15 protein-coding genes, 1 tRNA gene, 1 other RNA gene and 1 pseudogene are annotated in these 21,591 nt (G+C 70.5%); 11 read left to right on the plus strand and 7 right to left on the minus strand.

Annotation, left to right across the window (positions count from 1 at the left end; genetic code table 11):
• Window positions 1–2: 2 nt before the first annotated feature.
• Window positions 3–344: an STAS domain-containing protein gene (locus tag LDL48_RS23340; RefSeq protein ID WP_225257339.1), complete on the plus strand. Its 342-nt coding sequence runs from the start codon at window positions 3–5 to the stop codon at window positions 342–344.
• 120 nt (window positions 345–464) lie between these two features.
• On the plus strand, window positions 465–1,874 hold the full coding sequence (locus LDL48_RS23345) for a hypothetical protein (RefSeq protein ID WP_225257340.1): 1,410 nt from the start codon (window positions 465–467) through the stop codon (window positions 1,872–1,874).
• A 65-nt stretch (window positions 1,875–1,939) separates the two neighbouring features.
• On the opposite strand, the gene LDL48_RS23350 is transcribed toward LDL48_RS23345, so the two are convergent.
• A tRNA-Ser gene (locus LDL48_RS23350) sits at window positions 1,940–2,027 on the minus strand.
• 81 nt (window positions 2,028–2,108) lie between these two features.
• Here LDL48_RS23350 and ffs point away from each other — a divergent pair.
• The 9 genes from ffs to LDL48_RS23395 all read left to right on the plus strand — a co-directional run bounded on the left by ffs (window position 2,109) and on the right by LDL48_RS23395 (window position 13,395).
• Window positions 2,109–2,205, plus strand: an RNA gene (ffs, locus tag LDL48_RS23355) — signal recognition particle sRNA small type.
• 73 nt (window positions 2,206–2,278) lie between these two features.
• Window positions 2,279–5,575 carry a DNA polymerase III subunit gamma and tau gene (locus LDL48_RS23360; protein WP_225257341.1) on the plus strand — a complete coding sequence of 1,099 codons (3,297 nt, stop codon included), beginning with the start codon at window positions 2,279–2,281 and terminating at the stop codon, window positions 5,573–5,575.
• Between the two features lie 463 nt (window positions 5,576–6,038).
• Window positions 6,039–6,347, plus strand: coding sequence for a YbaB/EbfC family nucleoid-associated protein (locus LDL48_RS23365; RefSeq protein WP_225257444.1), 309 nt, complete (start codon window positions 6,039–6,041; stop codon window positions 6,345–6,347).
• Window positions 6,348–6,351: 4 nt separating this feature from the next.
• A complete protein-coding gene (gene recR / locus LDL48_RS23370; protein WP_225257342.1) occupies window positions 6,352–6,945 on the plus strand; it encodes a recombination mediator RecR in 594 nt (197 codons plus the stop codon).
• Window positions 6,946–7,342: 397 nt separating this feature from the next.
• Entirely contained in the window at window positions 7,343–8,356 is a 1,014-nt protein-coding gene (locus LDL48_RS23375) for an ABC transporter permease (RefSeq protein ID WP_225257343.1), read from the plus strand.
• Window positions 8,357–8,447: 91 nt separating this feature from the next.
• A complete protein-coding gene (locus tag LDL48_RS23380) occupies window positions 8,448–10,205 on the plus strand; it encodes an ABC transporter substrate-binding protein (protein ID WP_225257344.1) in 1,758 nt (585 codons plus the stop codon).
• A gap of 93 nt (window positions 10,206–10,298) precedes the next feature.
• Window positions 10,299–11,312 carry an ABC transporter permease gene (locus LDL48_RS23385; RefSeq protein WP_225257345.1) on the plus strand — a complete coding sequence of 338 codons (1,014 nt, stop codon included), beginning with the start codon at window positions 10,299–10,301 and terminating at the stop codon, window positions 11,310–11,312.
• Window positions 11,312–12,349 carry an ABC transporter ATP-binding protein gene (locus tag LDL48_RS23390; RefSeq protein WP_225257346.1) on the plus strand — a complete coding sequence of 346 codons (1,038 nt, stop codon included), beginning with the start codon at window positions 11,312–11,314 and terminating at the stop codon, window positions 12,347–12,349. The genes LDL48_RS23385 and LDL48_RS23390 overlap by 1 nt, the downstream gene beginning before the upstream one ends.
• Window positions 12,349–13,395, plus strand: coding sequence for an ABC transporter ATP-binding protein (locus LDL48_RS23395; protein ID WP_225257347.1), 1,047 nt, complete (start codon window positions 12,349–12,351; stop codon window positions 13,393–13,395). The genes LDL48_RS23390 and LDL48_RS23395 overlap by 1 nt, the downstream gene beginning before the upstream one ends.
• Here the strand turns inward: LDL48_RS23395 and LDL48_RS23400 are convergent.
• From LDL48_RS23400 to LDL48_RS23425, 6 genes and pseudogenes are all read right to left on the minus strand, one after another.
• Window positions 13,392–14,912: a beta-N-acetylhexosaminidase gene (locus LDL48_RS23400; protein WP_225257348.1), complete on the minus strand. Its 1,521-nt coding sequence runs from the start codon at window positions 14,910–14,912 to the stop codon at window positions 13,392–13,394. The genes LDL48_RS23395 and LDL48_RS23400 overlap by 4 nt on opposite strands.
• A 49-nt stretch (window positions 14,913–14,961) precedes the next feature.
• Complete coding sequence (locus LDL48_RS23405) at window positions 14,962–17,145, minus strand: trypsin-like serine protease (RefSeq protein WP_225257349.1); 2,184 nt, start codon at window positions 17,143–17,145, stop codon at window positions 14,962–14,964.
• An 83-nt stretch (window positions 17,146–17,228) separates the two neighbouring features.
• Window positions 17,229–17,462, minus strand: a pseudogene (locus LDL48_RS23410) (hypothetical protein); the annotation flags it as partial.
• A gap of 14 nt (window positions 17,463–17,476) precedes the next feature.
• Window positions 17,477–18,124 carry an HNH endonuclease family protein gene (locus LDL48_RS23415; RefSeq protein ID WP_225257351.1) on the minus strand — a complete coding sequence of 216 codons (648 nt, stop codon included), beginning with the start codon at window positions 18,122–18,124 and terminating at the stop codon, window positions 17,477–17,479.
• 673 nt (window positions 18,125–18,797) lie between these two features.
• Window positions 18,798–20,531: a 2-isopropylmalate synthase gene (gene leuA / locus LDL48_RS23420; protein ID WP_225257352.1), complete on the minus strand. Its 1,734-nt coding sequence runs from the start codon at window positions 20,529–20,531 to the stop codon at window positions 18,798–18,800.
• 185 nt (window positions 20,532–20,716) lie between these two features.
• Window positions 20,717–21,505, minus strand: coding sequence for a hypothetical protein (locus tag LDL48_RS23425; protein ID WP_225257353.1), 789 nt, complete (start codon window positions 21,503–21,505; stop codon window positions 20,717–20,719).
• Window positions 21,506–21,591: the final 86 nt, after the last annotated feature.

Raw genomic sequence — 21,591 nt, forward strand, 5'->3', positions numbered from 1 at the left:
CCATGCAGGCCTCCATCACCGAGCACCGTTCCGACGTGGCCGTGCTGCACCTCCGTGGTGAGCTCGACGCGGACACCGCGGCAAAGCTGCATGCAACGCTGGCCGATCTGCTGGAACGGCCGGTACCCCGGATCGTCGTCGACCTCACCGACCTCAAGTTCTGCGACTCGGTCGGCCTGAGCGCCTTCATCACCAGCCGGCAGATCATCGCGGGGCGGGGCGGGTGGCTCAGCTTCGCCGGTGCCAACCCGTTCCTCAGCCGGCTGCTCGTCACCGTGGGGCTGAGCCGGTACTTCACCATCTTTCCCGACGTGGACCAGGCGATCGCGGCCGCGCAACGCTGACCGGCTGCTCCGTTCCTGCACCAACCGCAGTCCTCACGTGCATCCGGGCGCCGCCGAAGGGACCGGTCCGGACACCACGAGGGGACGTCAACAATGGTCGCTGTACGGAGATTTGCCGCGATGGCCGGCATCGCAGTCCTGGGTGCGGCGACACTCGGGGTGACGTCCGACGGAGTGCGTGCCGACCCGGGCCCGCAGCAGTACGCCGGGATGCCGAACCAGGACTTCGCGGACCTGATCTCCACGGACCCGATGAAGGGCGGATACCACGCGGGCTGGGCGGACATGCCTGGCGGCGTCGAGGAGCGACCGTATGTCAGCGCGCTGTCCGTGACGAACGGCTCGACGGTGACGCAGGTGATCACCAACGGCGGTACGAGCCGTCCGGCGACCGCGACCGGCGACGTCACGGCTGTGGTGTCGCCGTACAACCTGTGCCGGGTGAACCAGGTGCCCGCGCCCGGCTCCTGCTATGCCACCCCCAACCGGGTCGGCGTCACCGTCACCTACGACGCCGGCCACACCGACGGGTACGACTTCGCGAGCACGGGCAGCCCCGAGGGCCCGTTGACGACCAGCCCCGTCATCGACGCGACCAGCGTGATCGACATGACCGTCCGGCTGAACTCGCTCGGCAAGAAGCTGCGCTGGAGCTGGGTCAACGGCGAGCTGCTCTATTGGCGGACCGCGAACCTCGGCCGGGACGATGCAACCGTGCGGGTCAGGTTCCGGCCGGCGTCCGCGCCGGTGCCCGCGAGCTGGCCCGACGGCAACGGCTGCACCGCCACCCCGATCTTCAACTGCGACATCGCCCACGCGGCGAGCGAGTACCTCGGCGCCGCACTGATGTTCAGCCTCGACACGACGCTCGACCCGGTTCTGACCGGGGCGGTATTCGCTACCCGCAACGCGATCGCCGGGTACCTCCAGCCGGGCGGCACCCCGGACGCGCCGGCGCTGGACCTCCAGGCGGCGTCGACCCATCTGAAGTCCGACGGCGCCCTGCAGAAGGGCACCCTGCAGGCGTTCCTGCCGGCGGCCGGGCTGGTGAACCTGTACGGCGTACTGCCTTCCGACGCGGGAACCGCGTTCAGCACGACCCGCTCCGGCGACCCCGGCAGCAACCTGGCGCCCACCTACACGAGCTGGAACGCCGCCCAGCACGGAGCCGACGGCATGCTCGTCACGGTCCGCGACATCACCTTCAGCGTCCCGAAGTACCGGGTCAAGGGCAAGGTCAAGCCGATCGGGACCGCCGCCAAGGTCCGCGGCAGGACGACCACCGTGTCCAGCACCCTGTCGGCGTGCAGCCGCAAGACGCCGTGCGCGGCCACCGTGTACGACCTGGGCAAGGCCACCGCGGCCCGGTTCACGTCGAGCCGGAAGCTGGTCGTCAACAAGGCCCGGGTCGCCGACCGCGCGATGGCGTTGCGGACCACCACCGCGAAGCTGCCGAAGGGAAATCGCTACCTGCTGGTCGTCCGCTCCGGAACGAAGCTGATCACGTCCAGCCTGGGCAAGGTGAGCTGAGCGCGACAGGTAGACAGAAGGCCGGACCTGTTGGGTCCGGCCTTCGACGTTCTGCCTGGTTGAGCTGGCGGAGGATACGAGATTCGAACTCGTGAGGGTGTTAACCCAACACGCTTTCCAAGCGTGCGCCCTAGGCCTCTAGGCGAATCCTCCGTCCGACAGGATACAGAACCGCACCGCCCAAGTTTCGCGGGAGCCCCGGGCACCCCGCCGGACCCGCCGGGTAGGCTGTCGGGCAGCCCCTCGTGCGGCGCGTACCCCGTGAACCTCCCCAGGGCCGGAAGGCAGCAAGGATAAGCGGGCTCTGGCGGGTGCACGGGGGGTCCTTTCACTTCCGGGGCCCGCTGTTTGTTCTTGTCAGACCCTCGACGGACAATGGCGCGGTCGTTCAGGAGGTGGCAGGAGTGGCACTAGCCCTCTACCGGAAGTACCGGCCCCGGACCTTCGCCGAGGTCATCGGGCAGGAGCACGTCACCGAGCCGCTGTCGCAGGCGCTGCGCAGTGGCCGGCTCCACCACGCATACCTCTTCTCCGGGCCACGCGGCTGCGGCAAGACCTCCAGCGCGCGCATCCTGGCCCGCTCGCTCAACTGCGAACAGGGCCCCACCCCCGACCCGTGCGGGGTGTGCGCCTCCTGCAAGTCCCTGTCCAACGACGGCACCGGCTCGATCGACGTCATCGAGATCGACGCGGCCAGCCACGGCGGTGTGGACGACGCACGCGACCTGCGGGAGAAGGCGTTCTTCGCGCCGGCCTCGAGCCGCTACAAGATCTACGTGATCGACGAGGCCCACATGGTCTCGTCGGCGGGCTTCAACGCGCTGCTCAAACTGGTCGAGGAGCCACCGGACTACGTCAAGTTCATCTTCGCGACGACCGAGCCGGAAAAGGTGCTCGGCACGATCCGCTCGCGCACGCACCACTATCCGTTCCGGCTGATCCCGCCGGCGGTGCTCCGGCCGTACCTGCAACAGCTCACCGAGGCCGAGGGCGTCCACGTCGAGCCGGCGGTGTTCCCGCTGGTGGTGCGCGCCGGCGGTGGCAGTGCCCGGGACACCTTGTCGGTGCTGGACCAGCTCATCGCGGGCGCCGGGCCGGAGGGCGTCAGCTACCCGCGGGCGGTCGCGCTGCTCGGCGTCACGGACGTCGCGCTCATCGACGAGATGTGCGACGCGCTGGCGGCGGGTGACGGCGCCGCGGCGTACACCACCATCGACCGCGTGGCCGAGGCCGGCCACGACGCCCGCCGGTTCGCGTCCGACCTGCTGGAACGCTTCCGTGACCTGATGATCCTGCAACAGGTGCCGGACGCCGTCGCCAAGGGCCTGATCGACGGGCCGGCCGACCAGCTCGACGCGATGGGCGCCCAGGCGACCCGGCTCGGCCCCGCGACGCTGTCCCGCTGCGCCGACATCGTGCACAACGGCCTGGTCGAAATGCGCGGCACGACCGCACCGCGGCTGCTGCTCGAGCTGATCACCGCCCGGATGCTGCTGCCGGGCGCGGACGACACGACCGGCGCCCTGCTCCAGCGTCTGGAACGCATGGAGCGGCGGCTCACCCTGACCGGCGAGCCGGCCCTCTCTGAGCAGGCACCGCCCGTCCCGAGCGACGGCGGTGGCGCCGGTGGTGGTGGCCTGTCGGCGGCCCGCGCGGCTGCGGCTGCGGCGCGGCGGTCGCCCGCCGAGGCCGGTGCCGGCGGTGACGCACCTGGCCAGCAGCGCGCCGTCGGCCGTGGGTCGGGCGGGGGTGCCGGCTCTCCTGCCGGTGTGGGTTTCGTCGCGGGTGGCGGCTCCGGTGCGGCCGCCGTCGGTGCCGGATCGTCGGCCCCCGACTCGATCGACGTGGTCGAGTCCGCGGGAGGGCCCGGCACATCTGCGGCCGGGACGGAAGCGGATCCCGTCGGGGCAGAGCATCCGGCGTCGGTGTCGGACACTTCGGCGGATCCGGGTAGTGCGGCCGGGCCGTCCGCTGCCGGGACCGTCGTGACCGGCCAGGACCGGGACGCCGGCGCGACTCAGCCGGTGCACACCGAGGACGGGCCCGTCGCGGCCGCTTCCCCGGCGCCGGGCTCCGAGCCCTCGGCGCCCACGGCGGGTCCGGAGGCGCCGACGGCCGAGCCGGCCGGTGTGCTGCCCGATGCGCCGGAGGAGTTCGACGAGCCCGCCGCCCCGGGTCAGCTCACCGCGGCGGCCGTGCGCGAGGTGTGGCCCGAGATCATCGGCGCGGTCGGCCGGCAGAGTAAGAAGGTCGCCGCGCTGGCGTCCGGTGCCACCGTGCGGGACCTGGACGGGCAGACCGTGGTGCTCACGTTCCGGTTCCCGGCGCACGCAAAGATGGTGGCCGACCAGCCGCAGTTGATCGTGGACGCGCTGTACGAGGCACTCGGCGGCCGCTGGCAGATCCGCTGCGAGGTGTCTGGAGAGGCGGGAGGCGTCCGCAGCACCGCGCCGGGTCAGGCGGGTCCCGTGCAGGCCGGTCCGGTGCAGAGCGGCCCGGTGCAGAGCGGTCCGGTGCAGAGCGGTCCGGTGCAGAGCGGTCCGGTGCAGAGCGGCCCGGTGCAGAGCGGTCCGGTGCAGAGCGGCCCTGTGCAGAGCGGCCCCGTGCAGAGCGGACCGGTTCAGGCGGGACCGGCGTCCGTCGGACCGGCGCAGCGTCCGGCCGTTCCGGGCGTGCAGCGTCCGGCGGCGACGGGTGGTGGGGGGACCGGCGGTCGTACTCCGGCCCAGGGTTCCTCGCCCGGCCAGCAGCGGCAGGCCGCACCGGCCCGGTCCGATGACGGCGACGACTGGCCGGAGCCGGCCCGGCCCGGCGGCGCTGCCCTGGCGGCTGCGACACCTCCGAGCGGCCAGTCCCCGGGCGGAGCTGTGCCCGGCCCGGCATCGTCCAGCGGTGGCCCGGCCGGCGCCGGAACCGCGCTGGCAGCGTCTCCCGGGCCAGGCGGTACCGGTTCGGCCGACGCGCGGGCCGCGACGTCGGCTCCGGGCGGCGATCCGGCTGCCTACTCGGCCGCCGGCCCGGACAGCCGGGCGGCCGGTTCGGTGAACGGCGACCCGCGCGCCGGCACCAGCCCGCCCGGCGCCGGCTCGGCTGCTGGCACTGGCTCGGCTGCTGGCACTGGCTCGGCTGCTGGCACTGGCTCGGCTGCTGGCACTGGCTCGGCTGCTGGCACCGGCTCGGCCGTCGGCACCGGCTCGGCGCCCGACGGCGGTGAACCGGGCGGAGGGCCGAGTGGCGGATCTGCGGGACCTGGCGGAGCGACGGGGGCCCGTGGAGCGAGCAACGCACTGGCCGCGGCCCGTGGAGCGAGCAACGCACCGACTGCGGCCCGTGGGGTGAGCAACGCACCGACTGCGGCCCGTGGAGCGAGCAACGCACCGGCGGCTGCCCGCCCACCCAGCAGCGGACTGGCGGCCGCCCGAGCGGCCGCCGCGGCCGGCAGTGCACGCTCCGGGCAGGCGGCCAAACCCGCCGCACCGGCCGCTTGGGCCGACGGGTCGCCGACGGAGGAGGCACCCTACGACCCCGAGTACGACGGGCCGCCCGCAACGGAGGCGACGTCGGCGTTCGAGGGGTTCGATCCGGGTGACGAGCCGCTCGACGACGTGATCGACGAGAAGACGGCCCGGCAGAGCAGCGAACAGCAGGCGATGCAACTGCTCAAGGACGCCTTCGGCGCCGAGAAGATCAGCGAACTCTGAGCCGCTGGCCGCGACCGGAGCGAGTGGGTCGGCGCCGAGATGGCCACCGCGCGGTTCGTCCCGGAGGATTGCGTTGGCCGCCGGGCCGGCCCGGGCCGCGACCAACTCGATGGTGACGTCGGCGTAGTTCCGATGGCCGACGGCCCGCACGGTCGCTGACCGGCAGATCTTGGAGGGTGAGGCGAATCTTGGAGCGCTATGGCCCGCCCAGGGGCGTTTTCGCTCCAAGAATCGCTCAAGCCTCCAAGATCTACCGCCGGAAAGCTGCATACCGGACTAATAGGAACTCTGTCCAGCCGTGCCCACGACCGGCGCAACGAGGGACGGCGAGAGGCCGCCGGCCGGGTGCGTCGCGCGGTGGCGTGTGACGGGTGTGGCCGGTGGGCCGACTACGCTGATCGACGACGACCTCCTATCCCGACCTTTGAGGAGCGGTGCCATGCGCCCCGGTGGACAGCCGAACATGCAGCAGATCATGAAGCAGGCGCAGAAGATGCAGCAGCAGGTCGCTCAGGCGCAGGCCGAGTTGGCCGAGGCGGAGCTGAGCGGCACCGCCGGCGGTGGGTTGGTGACCGTGGTGGTGACCGGGCTGGGTGAGTTCAAGTCCGTGAAGATCGACCCGAAGGCGGTCGACGCCGACGACGTCGAGACGTTGGAGGATCTGGTGCTGGCCGCGATCCACAACGCCGCCGAGGCGCAGCGGGAGCTGACCGAGCAGAAGATGGGTCCGGCCACCGGTGGCCTCGGTGGTCTGACCCTTCCGGGGTTCTGATCACGTGTACGAAGGTGCCATCCAGGACCTGATCGACGAGCTGGGACGGCTTCCGGGCGTGGGCCCGAAGTCGGCCCAGCGCATCGCGTTCCACATTCTGTCCGCCGACCCGGCCGACGTCACCCGGCTGGCCAACTCCCTGCGCAAGGTCAAGGAGCTGGTCCGCTTCTGCACGACCTGCTTCAACGTGGCCGAGTCCGAGCAGTGCCGGGTGTGCCGCGACACCCGCCGCACCAACGAGGTGCTGTGCGTGGTCGAGGAGCCCAAGGACGTGGTGGCGATCGAGCGCACCGGCGAGTTCCGGGGGCGTTATCACGTGCTGGGTGGTGCCATCAATCCGCTCGAGGGGATCGGGCCGGACAACCTGCGCATCCGTGAGCTGTTGATCCGGCTCGGCACGGGGGAGGTCAAGGAGCTGATCCTGGCCACCGATCCGAACACCGAGGGTGAGGCCACCGCGACGTACCTGGCGTTGATGGTCAAGCCGATGGGGATCTCGGTGACCCGGCTGGCGAGCGGGCTGCCGGTCGGCGGCGATCTGGAGTACGCGGACGAAATCACGCTGGGCCGCGCGTTCGAGGGCCGGCGCGCCGTCTGAGTGGTTCCGGGGCCTCTGTGCCGGGTCGGGGGACGTTACCCGGAAATCGGCTCTCTGTGCCGTCTGGGTGAGTTACGTTTCGGTTGCCCGTGGGCCGCCTCGTGGCCAGGTCACGCTGCCATCACGGCGCGGCCTGAACTTGGTTACAGCACCGCGAGGGTCTTGACCGGTGACCGGGATTACGTGAGCGTTCCTCTCACGGCGGCGGCTAACCCCGTTCGCCGGCTTGACGTGCCCGTTCCGGCGCCCACCGACGCCGACCCGGGTCCGCAGTAACCCACGTACGCGACAACCGATCGGTTGCCCGCGCTGCGGGGCCGGTCCGATCCGGCGGCGTTGCCGTGCGTTTCGGCCTTGGCGCCGTGGCCCGGCCGCCGGGGAGAGGACCGGGCGCTTCATGGTCGTTGGACCCGGCACGGTCTCTGACCAGGGACCGATTGCTCCGGACCCCGCCACCGGCGCGGACCCCGCGAAGGGCGCGGCTCCCGGCAAGGCGATCGAAGGCCGGTCACTCAGCCGCATCGCCTGGACCCGGCTCAAGCGTGACCGCGTCGCCATGGGCGGCGGTCTCGTCGTCGGGTTCCTGATCCTGGTCGCCGTCTTCGCGCCGTGGATCGTGGATCTGCTGGGCGCACCGCCCAACCAGTTCCACCAGGATCTCATCGACGTGAACACGCTCGCCCCCAAGGGCGGCACCGGCATCAGCGGCGACCACCTGTTCGGAGTGGAACCGCAGAACGGCCGGGACATCTTCAGCCGGGTCGTCTACGGCGCCCGCATCTCGCTGCTGATCGCGTTCCTGGCCACGCTCCTGTCCGTACTCATCGGCTCCACCCTGGGTGTCATCGCCGGCTACTTCGGCGGCTGGGTGGATTCGCTGATCAGCCGCGCGATGGACGTGTTCCTGGCGTTCCCGCTCCTGGTCTTCTCGATCGCGCTGGCCGGCGTCATCCCGGACACCGCGTTCGGGCTGTCCGGCGACGCGCTGCGGATCGCCCTGCTGATCTTCATCATCGGATTCTTCAGCTGGCCGTACATCGGGCGCATCGTCCGCGGTCAGACGCTGTCGCTGCGGGAGCGGGAGTTCGTCGACGCGGCCCGCAGCCTGGGTGCGCGAGGGCCGTACATCATCTTCAAGGAAATGCTGCCGAACCTGGTGGCGCCGATCCTGGTCTACGCCACGCTGCTCATCCCGACGAACATCCTGTTCGAGGCGGCGCTCTCGTTCCTCGGCGTGGGCATCCGCCCGCCGACCGCGAGCTGGGGCGGCATGCTCTCCGAAGCGGCCCGGTTCTACACGATCTGGCACTTCATGTTCTTCCCGGGCATGGCCATCTTCATCACGGTGCTGGCCTTCAACCTGTTCGGGGACGGTCTGCGGGACGCGCTCGACCCCAAGGGCCGGCGCTGATGCGCACCGCGCCGGCCGCCTCGGCGACTCCGACTTCCACTCCAGCCGCGCGGTCCGGACCCGGACCGTTCCACCAGGGAGGTTGCTTTAAGTGAACCGCTATTCAAAGGTGCTGGTGGCCGGTACGGCCGTGCTGGCACTGACTTTGTCCGCCGCCTGTGGGGGCGGAGGTAACGACTCCGACAGCGACTCGGGCAACGCCGCCAAGGCCGAGTTCAACGCCGCGCTGACCAAGGTGTACAACCCCTCGGAGAAGAAGGGCGGCACCATCCGGTTGGCCAACTCCGGCGACTGGGACAGCCTCGACCCGGGTGACACGTACTACGGCTACTCGTGGAACTTCCTCCGCCTGTACGGCCGCAGCCTGCTGATGTTCAAGCCGGTTCCGGGCGCCGAGGGCAACCAGCTGGTTCCGGACCTCGCCGAGGGCATGGGCGTGCCCAGCGAGGGCGGCAAGACCTGGACCTACAAGATCCGTCAGGGCGTGAAGTACGAGGACGGCACCCCGGTCAAGGCCGCGGACGTCAAGTACGCCGTCCTGCGCACCTTCGACCGCGTCCTGTTCCCCCGCGGTCCGGAGTACTTCCGGGCGTTCCTGAACATCCCGGCTAGTTACAACGGTCCGTTCAAGTCGAAGGGCGTGAACACCGACGCGGGGATCTCCACCCCGGACGACAACACCGTCGTGTTCCACCTCAAGTCCGCGTTCGGCGGCTTCGACTACCTGGCCGCGCTGTCGCAGACGGTTCCGGTGCCGCAGGCCAAGGACACCGGTGCGAAGTACAAGGAGCACGTGCTCTCCACCGGCCCGTACATGTTCGACCAGAACAACCCGGGCAAGAACTTCACGCTCAAGCGGAACCCGAACTGGGACCCGGCGTCGGACCCGAACCGCAAGGCCCTGCCGGACGCCTACGACGTGCAGCTGAACGTCAACGCCGACGACATCGACAACCGCCTGCTCTCCGGCGACCTGGACATCGATGTGGCGGGCACCGGCGTGCAGCCGGCCGCGCTGGGACGCGTCGTGGGCGACCCGGCGCTGAAGGCGTCGTCGGACAACCCGGTGCTGCCGCGACTCTGGTACACCTCGATCAACCCGACCGTGGCGCCGCTGGACAAGATCGACTGCCGCAAGGCCATCGAGTACGCCGCGGACAAGACCGGTTACCAGACCGCGTACGGCGGCCCGCTCGCCGGTGGTGACATCGCGACGACGATCCTGCCGCCGATGATCCCGGGCTACAAGAAGTTCGACCTGTACCCGTCCGCGGACGGCAAGGGCGACGTGGCGAAGGCCAAGGAGGCGCTGACCGCCTGTGGCCAGCCGAACGGCTTCGAGACCAACATCTCGTACCGCTCCGAGCGGCCGAAGGAGAAGGCCGCCGCCGAGTCGCTCCAGCAGTCCCTGGGCCGCGTGGGCATCAAGCTGACGCTCAAGCCGTACCCGCAGGGCGACTACTTCACCCAGTACGCCGGCAACCCGCCGTTCGTGAAGAACAACAAGCTGGGTCTGGTCGTCAACGGCTGGGGTGCCGACTGGAACGACGGTTTCGGCTTCCTGTCGCAGATCGTGGACAGCCGGGTCATCAAGGAGGCCGGTGGTTCGTCGAACACCAGCGTCCGGATCCCCCAGGTGGACCAGATGCTGGACAAGGCGATCGCCGAGACCGACCAGGCCAAGCGCGACGCCCAGTGGGGTCCGATCGACGAGCGGGTCATGCAGGAGGCGGTGATTCTGCCGGGCGTGTACGCCAAGAGCATCCTCGTGCGGCCGAAGACGCTCACCAACGTGTTCGTCAGCGACGCGTACAACATGTACGACTACCTGTCGCTGGGCGTTGCCTGATCCGAGTTGTTGCTCCTCCTAAGTCAAGTGGGTAGGTGAAGGCAGCGGGCGGCCGGTCCGGGGTGACCCGGGCCGGCCGCTGAGCCGGACTCTGTGATCGCGTACATCATTCGGCGTCTCGTCGCGGCCGTCGGGCTGCTCTTCATCATCAGCGCCGCCACGTTTTCGATCTTCTACCTGGTGCCCCGCCTGGCCGGGTCGTCGTCCGAAACGCTGGCCGCCCGGTACGTGGGCCGGGCCGCGACCCCGGAGACCATCGGCCAGGTCGCGGAACAGCTCGGCTTCAACGACCCCATCTGGCTGCAGTACGGCCGCTGGGTGAAGGGCATCTTCACCGGCGCCGAGTACGACTACGGCGCCGGGATCGAGCGCTGCCCGGCACCCTGCTTCGGGTACTCGTTCATCACCGGCCAGCCGGTCTGGCCCGACCTGATCGACCGGCTCTCGGTCACCTTGTCGCTGGCCATCGGCGCGGCGATCCTGTGGCTGGCGATGGGCCTGACCATCGGCGCGGTGTCCGCGCTGCGCCGCGGCTCGATACTCGACCGCGCGGCCATGACGTTCTCGCTGGCCGGCGTCTCGCTGCCGATCTTCTTCACCGGCATGATCGGCCTGCTGGTGTTCAGTTACCAGCTGGGCATCACCGCGCCCGGTGGCACGTACACCCCGTTCACCGAGAATCCCGGTGAGTGGTTCTACGCCCTGTTGCTGCCCTGGATCGTGCTGGCCCTGCAGTTCTCCGCGCAGTACGCCCGGCTGACCCGCGCCGGCATGCTCGAGACGATGGGCGAGGACTACATCCGCACCGCCCGGGCCAAGGGCCTGCGCGAGCGCGACGTGAACGTGAAGCACGGCATGCGTGCGGCGCTCACCCCGATCCTCACCATCTTCGGTCTGGACTTCGGCCTGCTGCTGGGCGGCGCCATCCTGACCGAACAGGTCTTCTCCCTGCCCGGCCTCGGCAAGTACGCGGTCGACGCGATCACCAACAACGACCTGCCGAAGGTCCTCGGCGTAACGCTGATGGCGGCGTTCTTCGTCGTCATCGCGAACCTGGTCGTGGACCTGCTCTATGCGGTCGTCGACCCGAGAGTGAGGGTGGGCTGATGCCGGACGGACATCCGTTCCTCGAGGTCAAGGACCTCAAGGTGCACTTCCCGACGGACGACGGCGTGGTCCGCAGCGTGGACGGCCTGTCGTTCAAGCTGGAGCGCGGCCGTACGCTCGGCATCGTCGGCGAGTCCGGCTCCGGGAAGTCGGTGACCAGCCTCGGCATCATGGGGCTCTACAACAAGCGCAACGCCGACGTCTCCGGCGAGATCTGGCTGGACGGCGACGAGCTGGTCAACGCCGGCAGCGAGACGGTCCGCAAGCTGCGTGGCGACAAGATGGCCATGATCTTCCAGGACCCGCTGTCCTCGATGCACCCGTACTACACGATCGGGCGCCAGATCATCGAGGCGTACCGGGTGCACCACAAGGTCTCCAAGCAGGTCGCCCGCAAGCACGCGGTGGACATGCTGGGCCGGGTCGGCATCCCGCAGCCGGACCGGCGGGTGGACGACTACCCGCACCAGTTCTCCGGCGGCATGCGGCAGCGCGCCATGATCGCGATGGCGCTGGTCAACGACCCGCAGTTGCTGATCGCGGACGAGCCGACCACCGCGCTGGACGTGACCGTGCAGGCGCAGATCCTGGACCTGATGCACGACCTGCAGTCGGAGTTCAACTCGGCGCTCATCGTGATCACCCACGACCTCGGCGTGGTGGCCGAACTCGCCGACGACGTGCTCGTCATGTACGGCGGCCGGTGCGTCGAGTTCGGCGGCGCCACCACGATCTTCGAGCGCCCGGAACACCCGTACACCTGGGGTCTGCTCGGCTCCATGCCCCGCATGGACCGGCCCAACCTCGACCGGCTGATCCCCATCCCGGGCCTGCCGCCGTCTTTGATCAATCTGCCCTCGGGCTGTGCCTTCCACCCGCGCTGCCGTTTCGAGCCCCGCACCGGCGGGCTCGGCAGCACGGTCCGGCCCGAACTCGTCCGGGCCGGCGGCAGCAACCACCTGGTGCGCTGCCACCTGCCCACCGAGGAGCGCCAGCGGATCTGGGCGGAAGAAGTGAAGCCGGAGTTGGAGGCGTGATGAGCGAGCAGGGCGACGCCCTCCTCAAGGTCCGAGGGCTGGAGAAGCACTTCCCGATCACCAAGGGCGTGCTGCGGCGCCAGGTGGGCGCGGTGCGCGCGGTCGACGGCATCGACTTCGAGGTCTACCGGGGGGAGACGCTCGGCCTGGTCGGCGAGTCCGGCTGTGGCAAGTCGACCACCGGCAAGCTGCTGACCCGGCTGATCGAGCCGACCGGTGGATCGATCGAGCTGGACGGCCGGGACATCGCCCACCTGCGCCAGGGCCAGCTGCGGCCGCTGCGCCGGGACATGCAGATGATCTTCCAGGATCCGTTCTCGTCGCTGAACCCGCGGCACACCGTGGGCACGATCGTGGGTGCGCCGTTCCGGATCCAGAACGTGAAGACCGAGCACGGCGTGAAGCGGGCCGTGCAGGATCTGCTGAAGCTGGTCGGGCTCAACCCGGAGCACTACAACCGGTACCCGCACGAGTTCTCCGGCGGGCAGCGGCAGCGCATCGGCATCGCCCGTACGCTGGCGCTCCGGCCCAAGCTGATCGTCGCGGACGAGCCGGTCTCCGCTCTCGACGTGTCCATCCAGGCGCAGGTGGTGAACCTGCTGGAGGACCTGCAGAACGAGTTCGGCCTGACGTACGTGTTCATCGCGCACGACCTGTCCGTGGTGCGGCACATCTCCGACCGGGTCGCGGTCATGTACCTCGGCAAGGTGGTGGAGATCGCCGACCGGGAGACGCTGTACGCGAACCCGCGGCACCCGTACACGGTGGCGTTGCTGTCCGCGGTGCCGGTGCCGGACCCGGCGCGCCGGGACCGGGCCCAGCGCAACCGGGTGCTGCTCACCGGTGACGTGCCCAGCCCGATCAACCCGCCGTCGGGTTGCCGGTTCCGGACCCGCTGCTGGAAGGCGCAGGAGATCTGCGCGACGGAGGAGCCGCCGCTCGTGCCCCGGCTGGACGACCCGGCGTCGCACCAGACCGCGTGCCACTTCCCGGTCGTCGAAGGCGAGGAGGTGGCGGGCCGTACGCCCGCCACCACCAGCGCCTAGCGCCAGTCGATCTGCGGGGAGGGGTAGAAGTCGACGCCGCGGGCGGTCCACTGCGGGCCGTACGCGGCGAGCCGGGCCCGGAACGACTCCCAGTCGTGGGTGGACGCCGGTGACCAGCCCAGTTCGGCGATCGCGGCGAGACGGGGGAACGCCATGAACTCGATGTCGTCCAGGTCGCGCAGCGTCTCCGACCAGAGCGGCGCCTCGACACCCAGCACCGACTCCTCGCCGACGCCGGTGAGGTGGCCGGCCGGGTCCCAGTCGTACGCGGTCCGCACCTCGATGTAGCCGGCCCAGCTCAGACCCAGCGGCGTGGCGGGGTCGTACTTCATGTCCAGGTACGCCTTCTGCGCCGGGGACATGACGACCTTCATGCCGTTCGCCGCCGCGGCTGCCACCGTCGGATTGCTGGTGGTGGTGTTCCAGTACTGGGCGACCGCGTTCGTGGCCAGCGGCGACTGCGCGATCTCGTTCCAGCCGTACGCGGTCTTGCCGTACTTCGTCACCAGCGGCAGCACCCGCTGCTGGAACGTCAGGTAGTCGGCCTCCGAGGTGGCGTGCGCCTCGTCGCCGCCGATGTGCAGGTACGGCCCCGGCGTCAGCGCGGCCAGTTCCCGGATCACGTCCTCGACGAACCGGTACGTGGTCTCCGACGAGATGCACAGCGAGCTGTACCCGACCGCGGTGTCGGTGCGCGGCGGCGGCGCGACCCCGTCGCAGGTGAGTGCCGGGTAGGCCACCTGGGCGGCGTTGACGTGCCCCGGCATGTCGACCTCGGGCACGATCGTGACGAAGCGCGCGGCGGCGTACCTGACCAGGTCCCGGTACTGCGCCTTGGTCAGGAAGCCGCCGCCGACGCCGTCCACGCCGGTGCCGGGCGCGGCGCCGACCGTGGTGAGGCGCGGCCAGCTGTCGATCTGGATGCGCCAGCCCTGGTCGTCGGTGAGGTGCAGATGCAGGTGGTTGACCTTGAAGCGGCTGATCTCGTCGATGTACCGCCTGATCTCGTCCGGGGTGTGGAAGTGCCGGGCCAGGTCCAGCATCGCGCCGCGGTAGGCGAACCGCGGGTAGTCCACGATGGAACCACCCGGAATGGTCCGGTCCCGCACCAGCTGGCGCAACGTCTGGGTGCCGGCGAACAGGCCGGCCGGGGTGTTCGCCCGGAGGGTCACCGCGTTGCGCCGCACCCGGAGCCGGTAGCCCTCGTCGCCGATCGTGTCGTCGCCGGGCGCGAGGACCAGCGCGATCTTCGGCACCGGCCCGGGCGCGAACGACGTGACCGGCAGCGGCTGACCGGTGACCCGGCGCAGGTCCCGCGCCAGCCGGTCGGCGATGTCGCGGGTGGCCGGCCCGGTCCGGACGACCGTGACCGGGCTGATCCGGAAGTCGGCCCGGGCGGCGGGCGCCACCTCGGCGGGCGCCGGGATGACGTCGCCCAGCGAGGTGGCGGCCGCGGCCTCGGGCACGACGGCGAGCGGCAGACCGAGAGCGGCTACGGCGAGCAGTAATCTACGCACCCACCGAAGCTACATTCGCTCCGATCTATTTGTAAACGTTCTTCTTCATTTAGGCGATGTACGGCTGGGCGGACAGCACGGTCTGGTTCCAGCCGGCCCGGTCCACCGGGTCGTTCGGGAAGGACGTGATGTCGCCGCCCTGGCCGTTGGTGGGCGTCGCGTCGCGGAACCGGTTCAGCGCGCCGGCGCTGGTCCGGGTGAAGTACGCCCCGTTGCCGGGCGACAGCAGGTGGGTGGCCTGCCAGCCGCTGGCCGCCAGCGAGTGCCGGGTCCAGCCGCCGTCCGCCGAGATCGGGTAACCGACCAGCTCACCGTCGGCCATCGTGCCCAGGATGTAGTTGGGTGCGGAGGCGGTCAGCGTGGTCTGGGAGAAGCCGTCGCCGATCACGGTGTTGTCGACGATGTTCGCGCCGACCGGCTTCTTGCTGGTCACGGTGTACCGCCGCAGGGTGGTGCCGGCGATCCCGAACAGCGAGGACCGGCCGTCGAAGCTGAGCAGGCGATGCGTCCACCCGGTGCCGATCGCGACCGGGGTGGCGAACACCAGCGAGGGGTACGTGGCGAGAACGTCGACCCGGTGCAGCACCCCGGCCGAGGAGGTGACCAGGACGGTGTTGTAGTTCAGCGTGGCCATCGCCTTCGGCGTGAAGCCCAGCGTCGCGGTCGACGTCACGGTCGCCTGCCGGTCACCGTTGTCCGAGTCGATGGCCGACCAGGTGAGGTGGCCGTCCGCCGTGGCGCCGAAGACCGACACGTCCACCGGGTTCTTCGGGTGGGCGTCGAACGGCACCGCCGCCAGGATCGGCGTGGCCCAGCCGCTGTCATCGACCGGGTCGCTCGGGAACGCCCCGAGGCCGGCACCGTTCAGGTCGTACGGCGTGGGGTCGACGAACCGCTGCAGGCCGCCGGCCGGGGTGCGGCCGTAGTAGAGCCCCCGGCCCGGCGAGACCAGGCTGGTGAGCTGCGCCCAGTTGTTGTTGACCTGGAGGTCCGCGCCGGCCCAGCCACCCGCGGGCGGCACCGAGTAGGAGCGCAGCTGGCCGCTGGCGGTGGTGCCGAGGATGAAGTCCGGGCCGGTCGCGGTGAGCGTGCGGAGCGTGGCGCCGGACTCCACGATCACCGTGCGGTTGATGATGTGCTCCGGACGGGCCGGCTTGCCGCGGGTGACCGTGTAGCGGATGAGCGACGAGCCGGCGATGCCGTACAGCGAACCGTCGCCGTCGTAGGAGAGCAGATCATGCGTCCAGCCGCCGGCCGCGTCGACCGGAGCGGAGAACGTCAGCACCGGGTTGTTGGCGGTGATGTCCACCCGGTGCAGCCGGCCGGAGGTGGAGGTGACCAGCAGCGTGGTGGGGTTGAGCGCGGCCATCGCCTTGGGCGTGAAGCCCAGCGTGGCGGTCGAGGTCACCCTGGTGAGCCGGTCGCCGGTGGACGGCTCGATGACGGCGTAGGTGAGCCGGCCGTCCGGCAGCGCGCCGTAGATGCCGACCTCGCCCTGCGTCGTCTGCCGCACCCAGCCGGCCAGGTCGTCGACCCGGGTCTCCACCGCGCCGCGCCGCTCCTCCGCCTGGTTGCCGAGGCAGCCGCCCTGGAAGGAGCTGAGGTGCAGGCCCACGAGCTCGGGTCCGCTCGCGGTCTCGCGCAGCGCCGGACCGCCGGCGTCGCCCTGGCAGATCGCGCCGGCCTCGGTCACCGGCTCGATGGCGAGCGTGCCGGCCTCCACCGCGCCGACCCGGAACACCGCGCTGTGCAGGCGGTCCGGCACCCAGGTGGTGGCGGTCCGGCCGAAGCCGGCGACCCGCAGCGACTCGCCGACGGCGGCCGGCGTGGTGCCGATCCGGGCCGGGGTGATCCCGGTGGCGGGGGTGGCCAGCTTCGCCAGCACCACGTCCCGGTCCGAGTACGGCGCGAGCCAGACCACCGGCGCGACGTGGCCGGTGGACGAGGCGGTCAGGTCGGTGCGGCCGACCGTGACGGTGGCCGCGACCGGAGGTGCGCCGAGCGCCACCGGGCCGCTGCCGAAGCAGCTGCGCGCGGTCATCACCCACTGCGGGGCGACGAGGGCGCCGGTGCACGCACGCGCCTCCGGATGGGTGCCGACCGACACCTTGGCGACGAACGCGTATCCGCCGTCGGTGACCACGTCACCGGAAACGGCCTGCGCCGAGCCTGCGGTGAGCACCGCGACCGCGATCGCGGCCGCGGCCAGACCTGTACCTTGTGACAACGTCATGTCTCATCCCCCGTGCGGTTTGTGACCGGCACGGGAGAGTATAGGGATCGATCATCGTGGCGTGGGGGTCCCCTGTGGACCGGCTACTCCGGCCGGTGCAGCAGCGCGACGTACAGCGTGTGCACGGCGTCCAGGTCGGCCGGATCGGCGAGGGTGACCTTGCCGCCGGTGACGCCGTACCACTCCTCGGCGTCCTTGTACTGCACGTGCAGCGTCGCCTCGGCCCCGGACAACTCGGTGCGCAGGGTCAGCTCCCCGGTGATCACGCCCACCTCGTCGGTCATGACGCCGCCGGGCGCGTTGACGTCGGCGGTACGGCTCTCGGTTGGCATCAGCACTTCTCCAGCATGTCGGTCAGCGCGGCCTTCTCGGTGCTGGTCACGGTCAGCTTCCAGTAACTCTTCACGGTGATCCAGTCCACCGCGTACTCGCACCAGGAGCCGGTCGCCGACGGTTTCCAGGTGGACGGATCCTGATCGCCCTTCGCCCGGTTGGACGTCTGCGAAACCGCGATCAGCTGCGGACGGTCCAGGTCGTTGGCGAAGTCCTCGCGCCGGTCCGTGGTCCACGCCGAAGCCCCGGAACGCCACGCGTTGGCCAGCGGCACCACGTGATCGACGTCGACCTTGGTGGGGGTGTCCAGCGTCTTGTTGTCGTACACGCTCCGCCAGGTGCCGGCCACCACGTTGCAGCCGGAGGTCTTGACCTTGGTCCCGTCCCGGGCCAGCACCGAGTCGCGGACGTCGCAGTTGGCGCCGGTGCTCCGCCAGGACGGAAACTTGGCCCGGCTGTAGCCGCGCATCGAGCCGGCCTTGGCGACCTTGAGCTTGCCGAGCTGGGCACGCGAATCGCCCGGGTCGACGGTGGAGCTGCCGGCCGGCGGCTCGGTGGGTGCGACGACGCATCCGGCGGCGACGGTCAGGAGCGCGGCGGCCAGGGCCGCGGCAGACAGGGCGGAGCGGAGGGTACGGGGGGCCACCGCCTAATGGTATGTGCCGAACGCCCGCTTGGCGTGATCCGTTCCCGGGTGCCCGGTTCATCCCGCGCGCCGGACCCACACCGACTCCGGTTCTCCGGGCGACCACCGCGCGGCCAGCAGCTCGCGGGCCTCAGCGGTGCTCGGCAGGCCCACGGTCAACGGATGCGCTCCCGACCCGGCTACCAGGCCCGCGAGCCGGTTACGGCTGGTGACCACGGCGACGCACCCGGGCGCTCGGCCATCCCGGCCGCAGCGTGTGGAAACGCGGCATCCACCGCGCCCGAACTCCACGCGCAGCATTTGCAGCGTGCTGCTGTGTGGAGATGTGGCATTCAGCGCGCCTGAATTCCACGCGCAGCATTTGCAGCGTGCTGCTGTGTGGAGATGTGGCATTCAGCGCGCCTGAATTCCACGCGCACCGGGTGCAGAAGGGGTGGGGGCGTTGTGAGGTTCTCAATTCGCCATGCGGCCCGACTGCGGATGGAGTGCAGGTCCCTCGTTTCCGGCTCGGCAGCGGACTTCACCCGGCTGGAGGGCGGGGATGCCCCGAACGGCCCGTCCACCGGCGATCTGAGCCGCCCGCCCACAATGACCGACCGCGCGACGAGCACCGCCTCGTCGATCCTGGACGGTGGTGCACCACCATGTCCAAGATCGACGAGGACGGTGGCGGCTACCGGGCGCGGTTTACCGCGCTGGTCAGCGCCTTGATCGAGGCGGTCACGATGTTGGCGTCCAGGCCCACGCCCCAGACCGTGGTGTCGCCCACCTCGCACTCGACGTAGGCGGCGGCCTGTGCGTCTCCGCCGGACGACAGCGCGTGCTCGGCGTAGTCGAGCACCCGGACCCGCACGCCGAGCGGGTGCAGCGCCTGGACGTACGCGTCGATCGGGCCGTTGCCGACGCCGACGACCGGCCGGCGGTTGCCGCCGAAGACGACCTGCGCGTCGATCTCGACCTTGCCGTCCACGGTGGCGGTCGAGTAGTGCTCCAGCCGGAGCGCGCCGAACTGCTGGTGGTCCACCAGGTATTCGCCGGCGAAGATGTCCCACATCTGCTGCGGGCCGACCTCGCCACCCTCGGCGTCGGTCACCTGCTGCACCACGCCGGAGAATTCGATCTGCAGGCGGCGCGGCAGGTCGAGCTTGTGCTCCTCCTTCATGATGTACGCGACGCCGCCCTTGCCGGACTGCGAGTTGACCCGGATGACGGCCTCGTAGTTGCGGCCCACGTCCCGGGGATCGATCGGCAGGTACGGCACGCCCCAGGTGAACTTCTCCAGCGGTACGCCGGCGGACTCGGCGTCGGCCTCGAGCGCGGAGAAGCCCTTCTTGATCGCGTCCTGGTGGGACCCGGAGAACGCGGTGTAGACCAGGTCGCCGACGTACGGGTGGCGCTCGTGCACCGGCAGCTGGTTGCAGTACTCGACGGCGCGCTTGACCTCGTCGATGTCGGAAAAGTCGATCATCGGGTCGATGCCCTGGGAGAACAGGTTCAGTCCCAGGGTGACCAGGTCGACGTTGCCGGTGCGTTCGCCGTTGCCGAACAGGCAGCCCTCGACCCGGTCGGCCCCGGCCAGCACGCCCAGTTCGGCGGCGGCCACGGCGGTGCCCCGGTCGTTGTGCGGGTGCAGGCTCAGCACGACCGAGTCGCGGCGCGGCAGGTTGCGGTGCATCCACTCGATGGAGTCCGCGTACACGTTGGGGGTGGCCATCTCGACGGTGGCCGGCAGGTTGATGATCAGCGGGCGGGCCGGGGTCGGGTCGATGACGTCGATCACCGCCGAGCAGATCTCCAGGGCGTAGTCGAGTTCGGTGCCGGTGTAGGACTCCGGGCTGTACTCGTAGAAGATCTCGGTGTCCGGGGTGTGGATCTCCGCGTATTTCTGGCAGAGCCGGGCGCCGCTGGTGGCGATGTCGGTGATGCCGTCGCGGTCCAGCCCGAACACGACCCGCCGCTGCAGTGTCGACGTCGAGTTGTAGAAGTGCACGATGGCGCGCTTGGCGCCGCGGATCGACTCGAAGGTGCGGTCGATCAGGTGCTCGCGGCACTGCACCAGCACCTGGATGGTCACGTCGTCCGGGATCAGGTCCTGCTCGATGAGCTGGCGGACGAAGTCGTAGTCGGTCTGGCTGGCGGCCGGGAAGCCGACCTCGATCTCCTTGTAACCCATCTGCACCAGCAGCATGAACATGCGGCGCTTGCGCTCGGGCGACATCGGGTCGATCAGGGCCTGGTTGCCGTCCCGCAGATCGACGGCGCACCAGCGGGGCGCGGCCTCGACCCGCCGGGTCGGCCACCGGCGGTCGGGCAGATCGACGGCGAACTGCTGGTGGTAGGGCTGATAACGCTGGTACGGCATCGCGCTCGGACGCTGCTGGGCGATGGGGTTTTCCACGGCGGACATGCGGGCTCCTACGAAGTGGTCAGTTCCGAAAACCGACCGGCGCGCGTCAACTCCGCGACGAGGTGCCGGCCTCGGATGGGGCCTCGTCGCGGCAGCGAAGGAGGAGGTTGCGCCACATGTCGTGGAAGAGCCTACGGGCTTCGCCGGGCGGTCGCCACCGCAACGCCCGGATCGTGGGACCTCGGCTATCCCGCGGGGGCGGACGGCGACCCGGACGGCAGCACCTCTTCGGGAAGCGGTTCCGGGCTGGTCATGGGCATCGGTACGCCGCCGGTCACCGGGCCGGGCAACGTCACCGAGGCGGGCGCGGCGGCTGTGCTGACCAGCGTGAACGTGCCGAAGGAGACCCGTGCGGCGGTGAGCAGGCCACTGTCGGCGTAGCAGTAGATGCCGACGTCGACCGGTGCCTTCAGGGAGGCCGAGATGGAGTCGATCGAGTAGCAGCTGCCCTGCGCGCCGGGCAGCGGTGCGGACACCGCCACGGAGAGCGGCGCCTGCTGGTCGGTGAACACGGTCAGCCACTGGCGGAAGATCCGGTGCACCTTGGGGTCGTAGTCGCGGGGGATGCGCTTGCCGGGCTCGGCCACCCGTACGCAACCGGGGGTGACCGGGTTCGTCGCCGAGGCCAGGGCGCACTGGAACACGCCGTCGGTGTTCTCCACGACCGAGACGTCCGCGGTGCCGCCCAGGGCGCCGCCCGGGATGTCCACCCGCCAGCTGCCGTCGACCGCCACGGTCGCCACCACCGAGCGGGGTTCGGCCCCGGGGCTGTCCAACGTGTAGAGCGCGGCGAAGCGGTGGTCCAGGGCCTGCGCGGCCCGGCCGGCCAGGTCGACGCGGGCGTCGCCGCCGGTGGCCGGCGCGGCGGCCGAGGAGGGCGGTGGCGTGGTGGGCGTCGGCCGGGCCGCGGCGTCACCGCCGCACGCGGCCAGGCAGCCGGCGAGCAGGACGGTGGGAACGAAGCGTGGACGCACCGAGACATTCTCGCCTCTGCTCCTCGAAACGGTCGCCGCGGACGCGGCGTGTCGCGGTCCACAGGCCGGATTCTGGGATCGCCTGT

This window comes from Jidongwangia harbinensis, from assembly GCF_020216025.1.
Lineage (GTDB): Bacteria > Actinomycetota > Actinomycetes > Mycobacteriales > Micromonosporaceae > Actinoplanes > Actinoplanes harbinensis.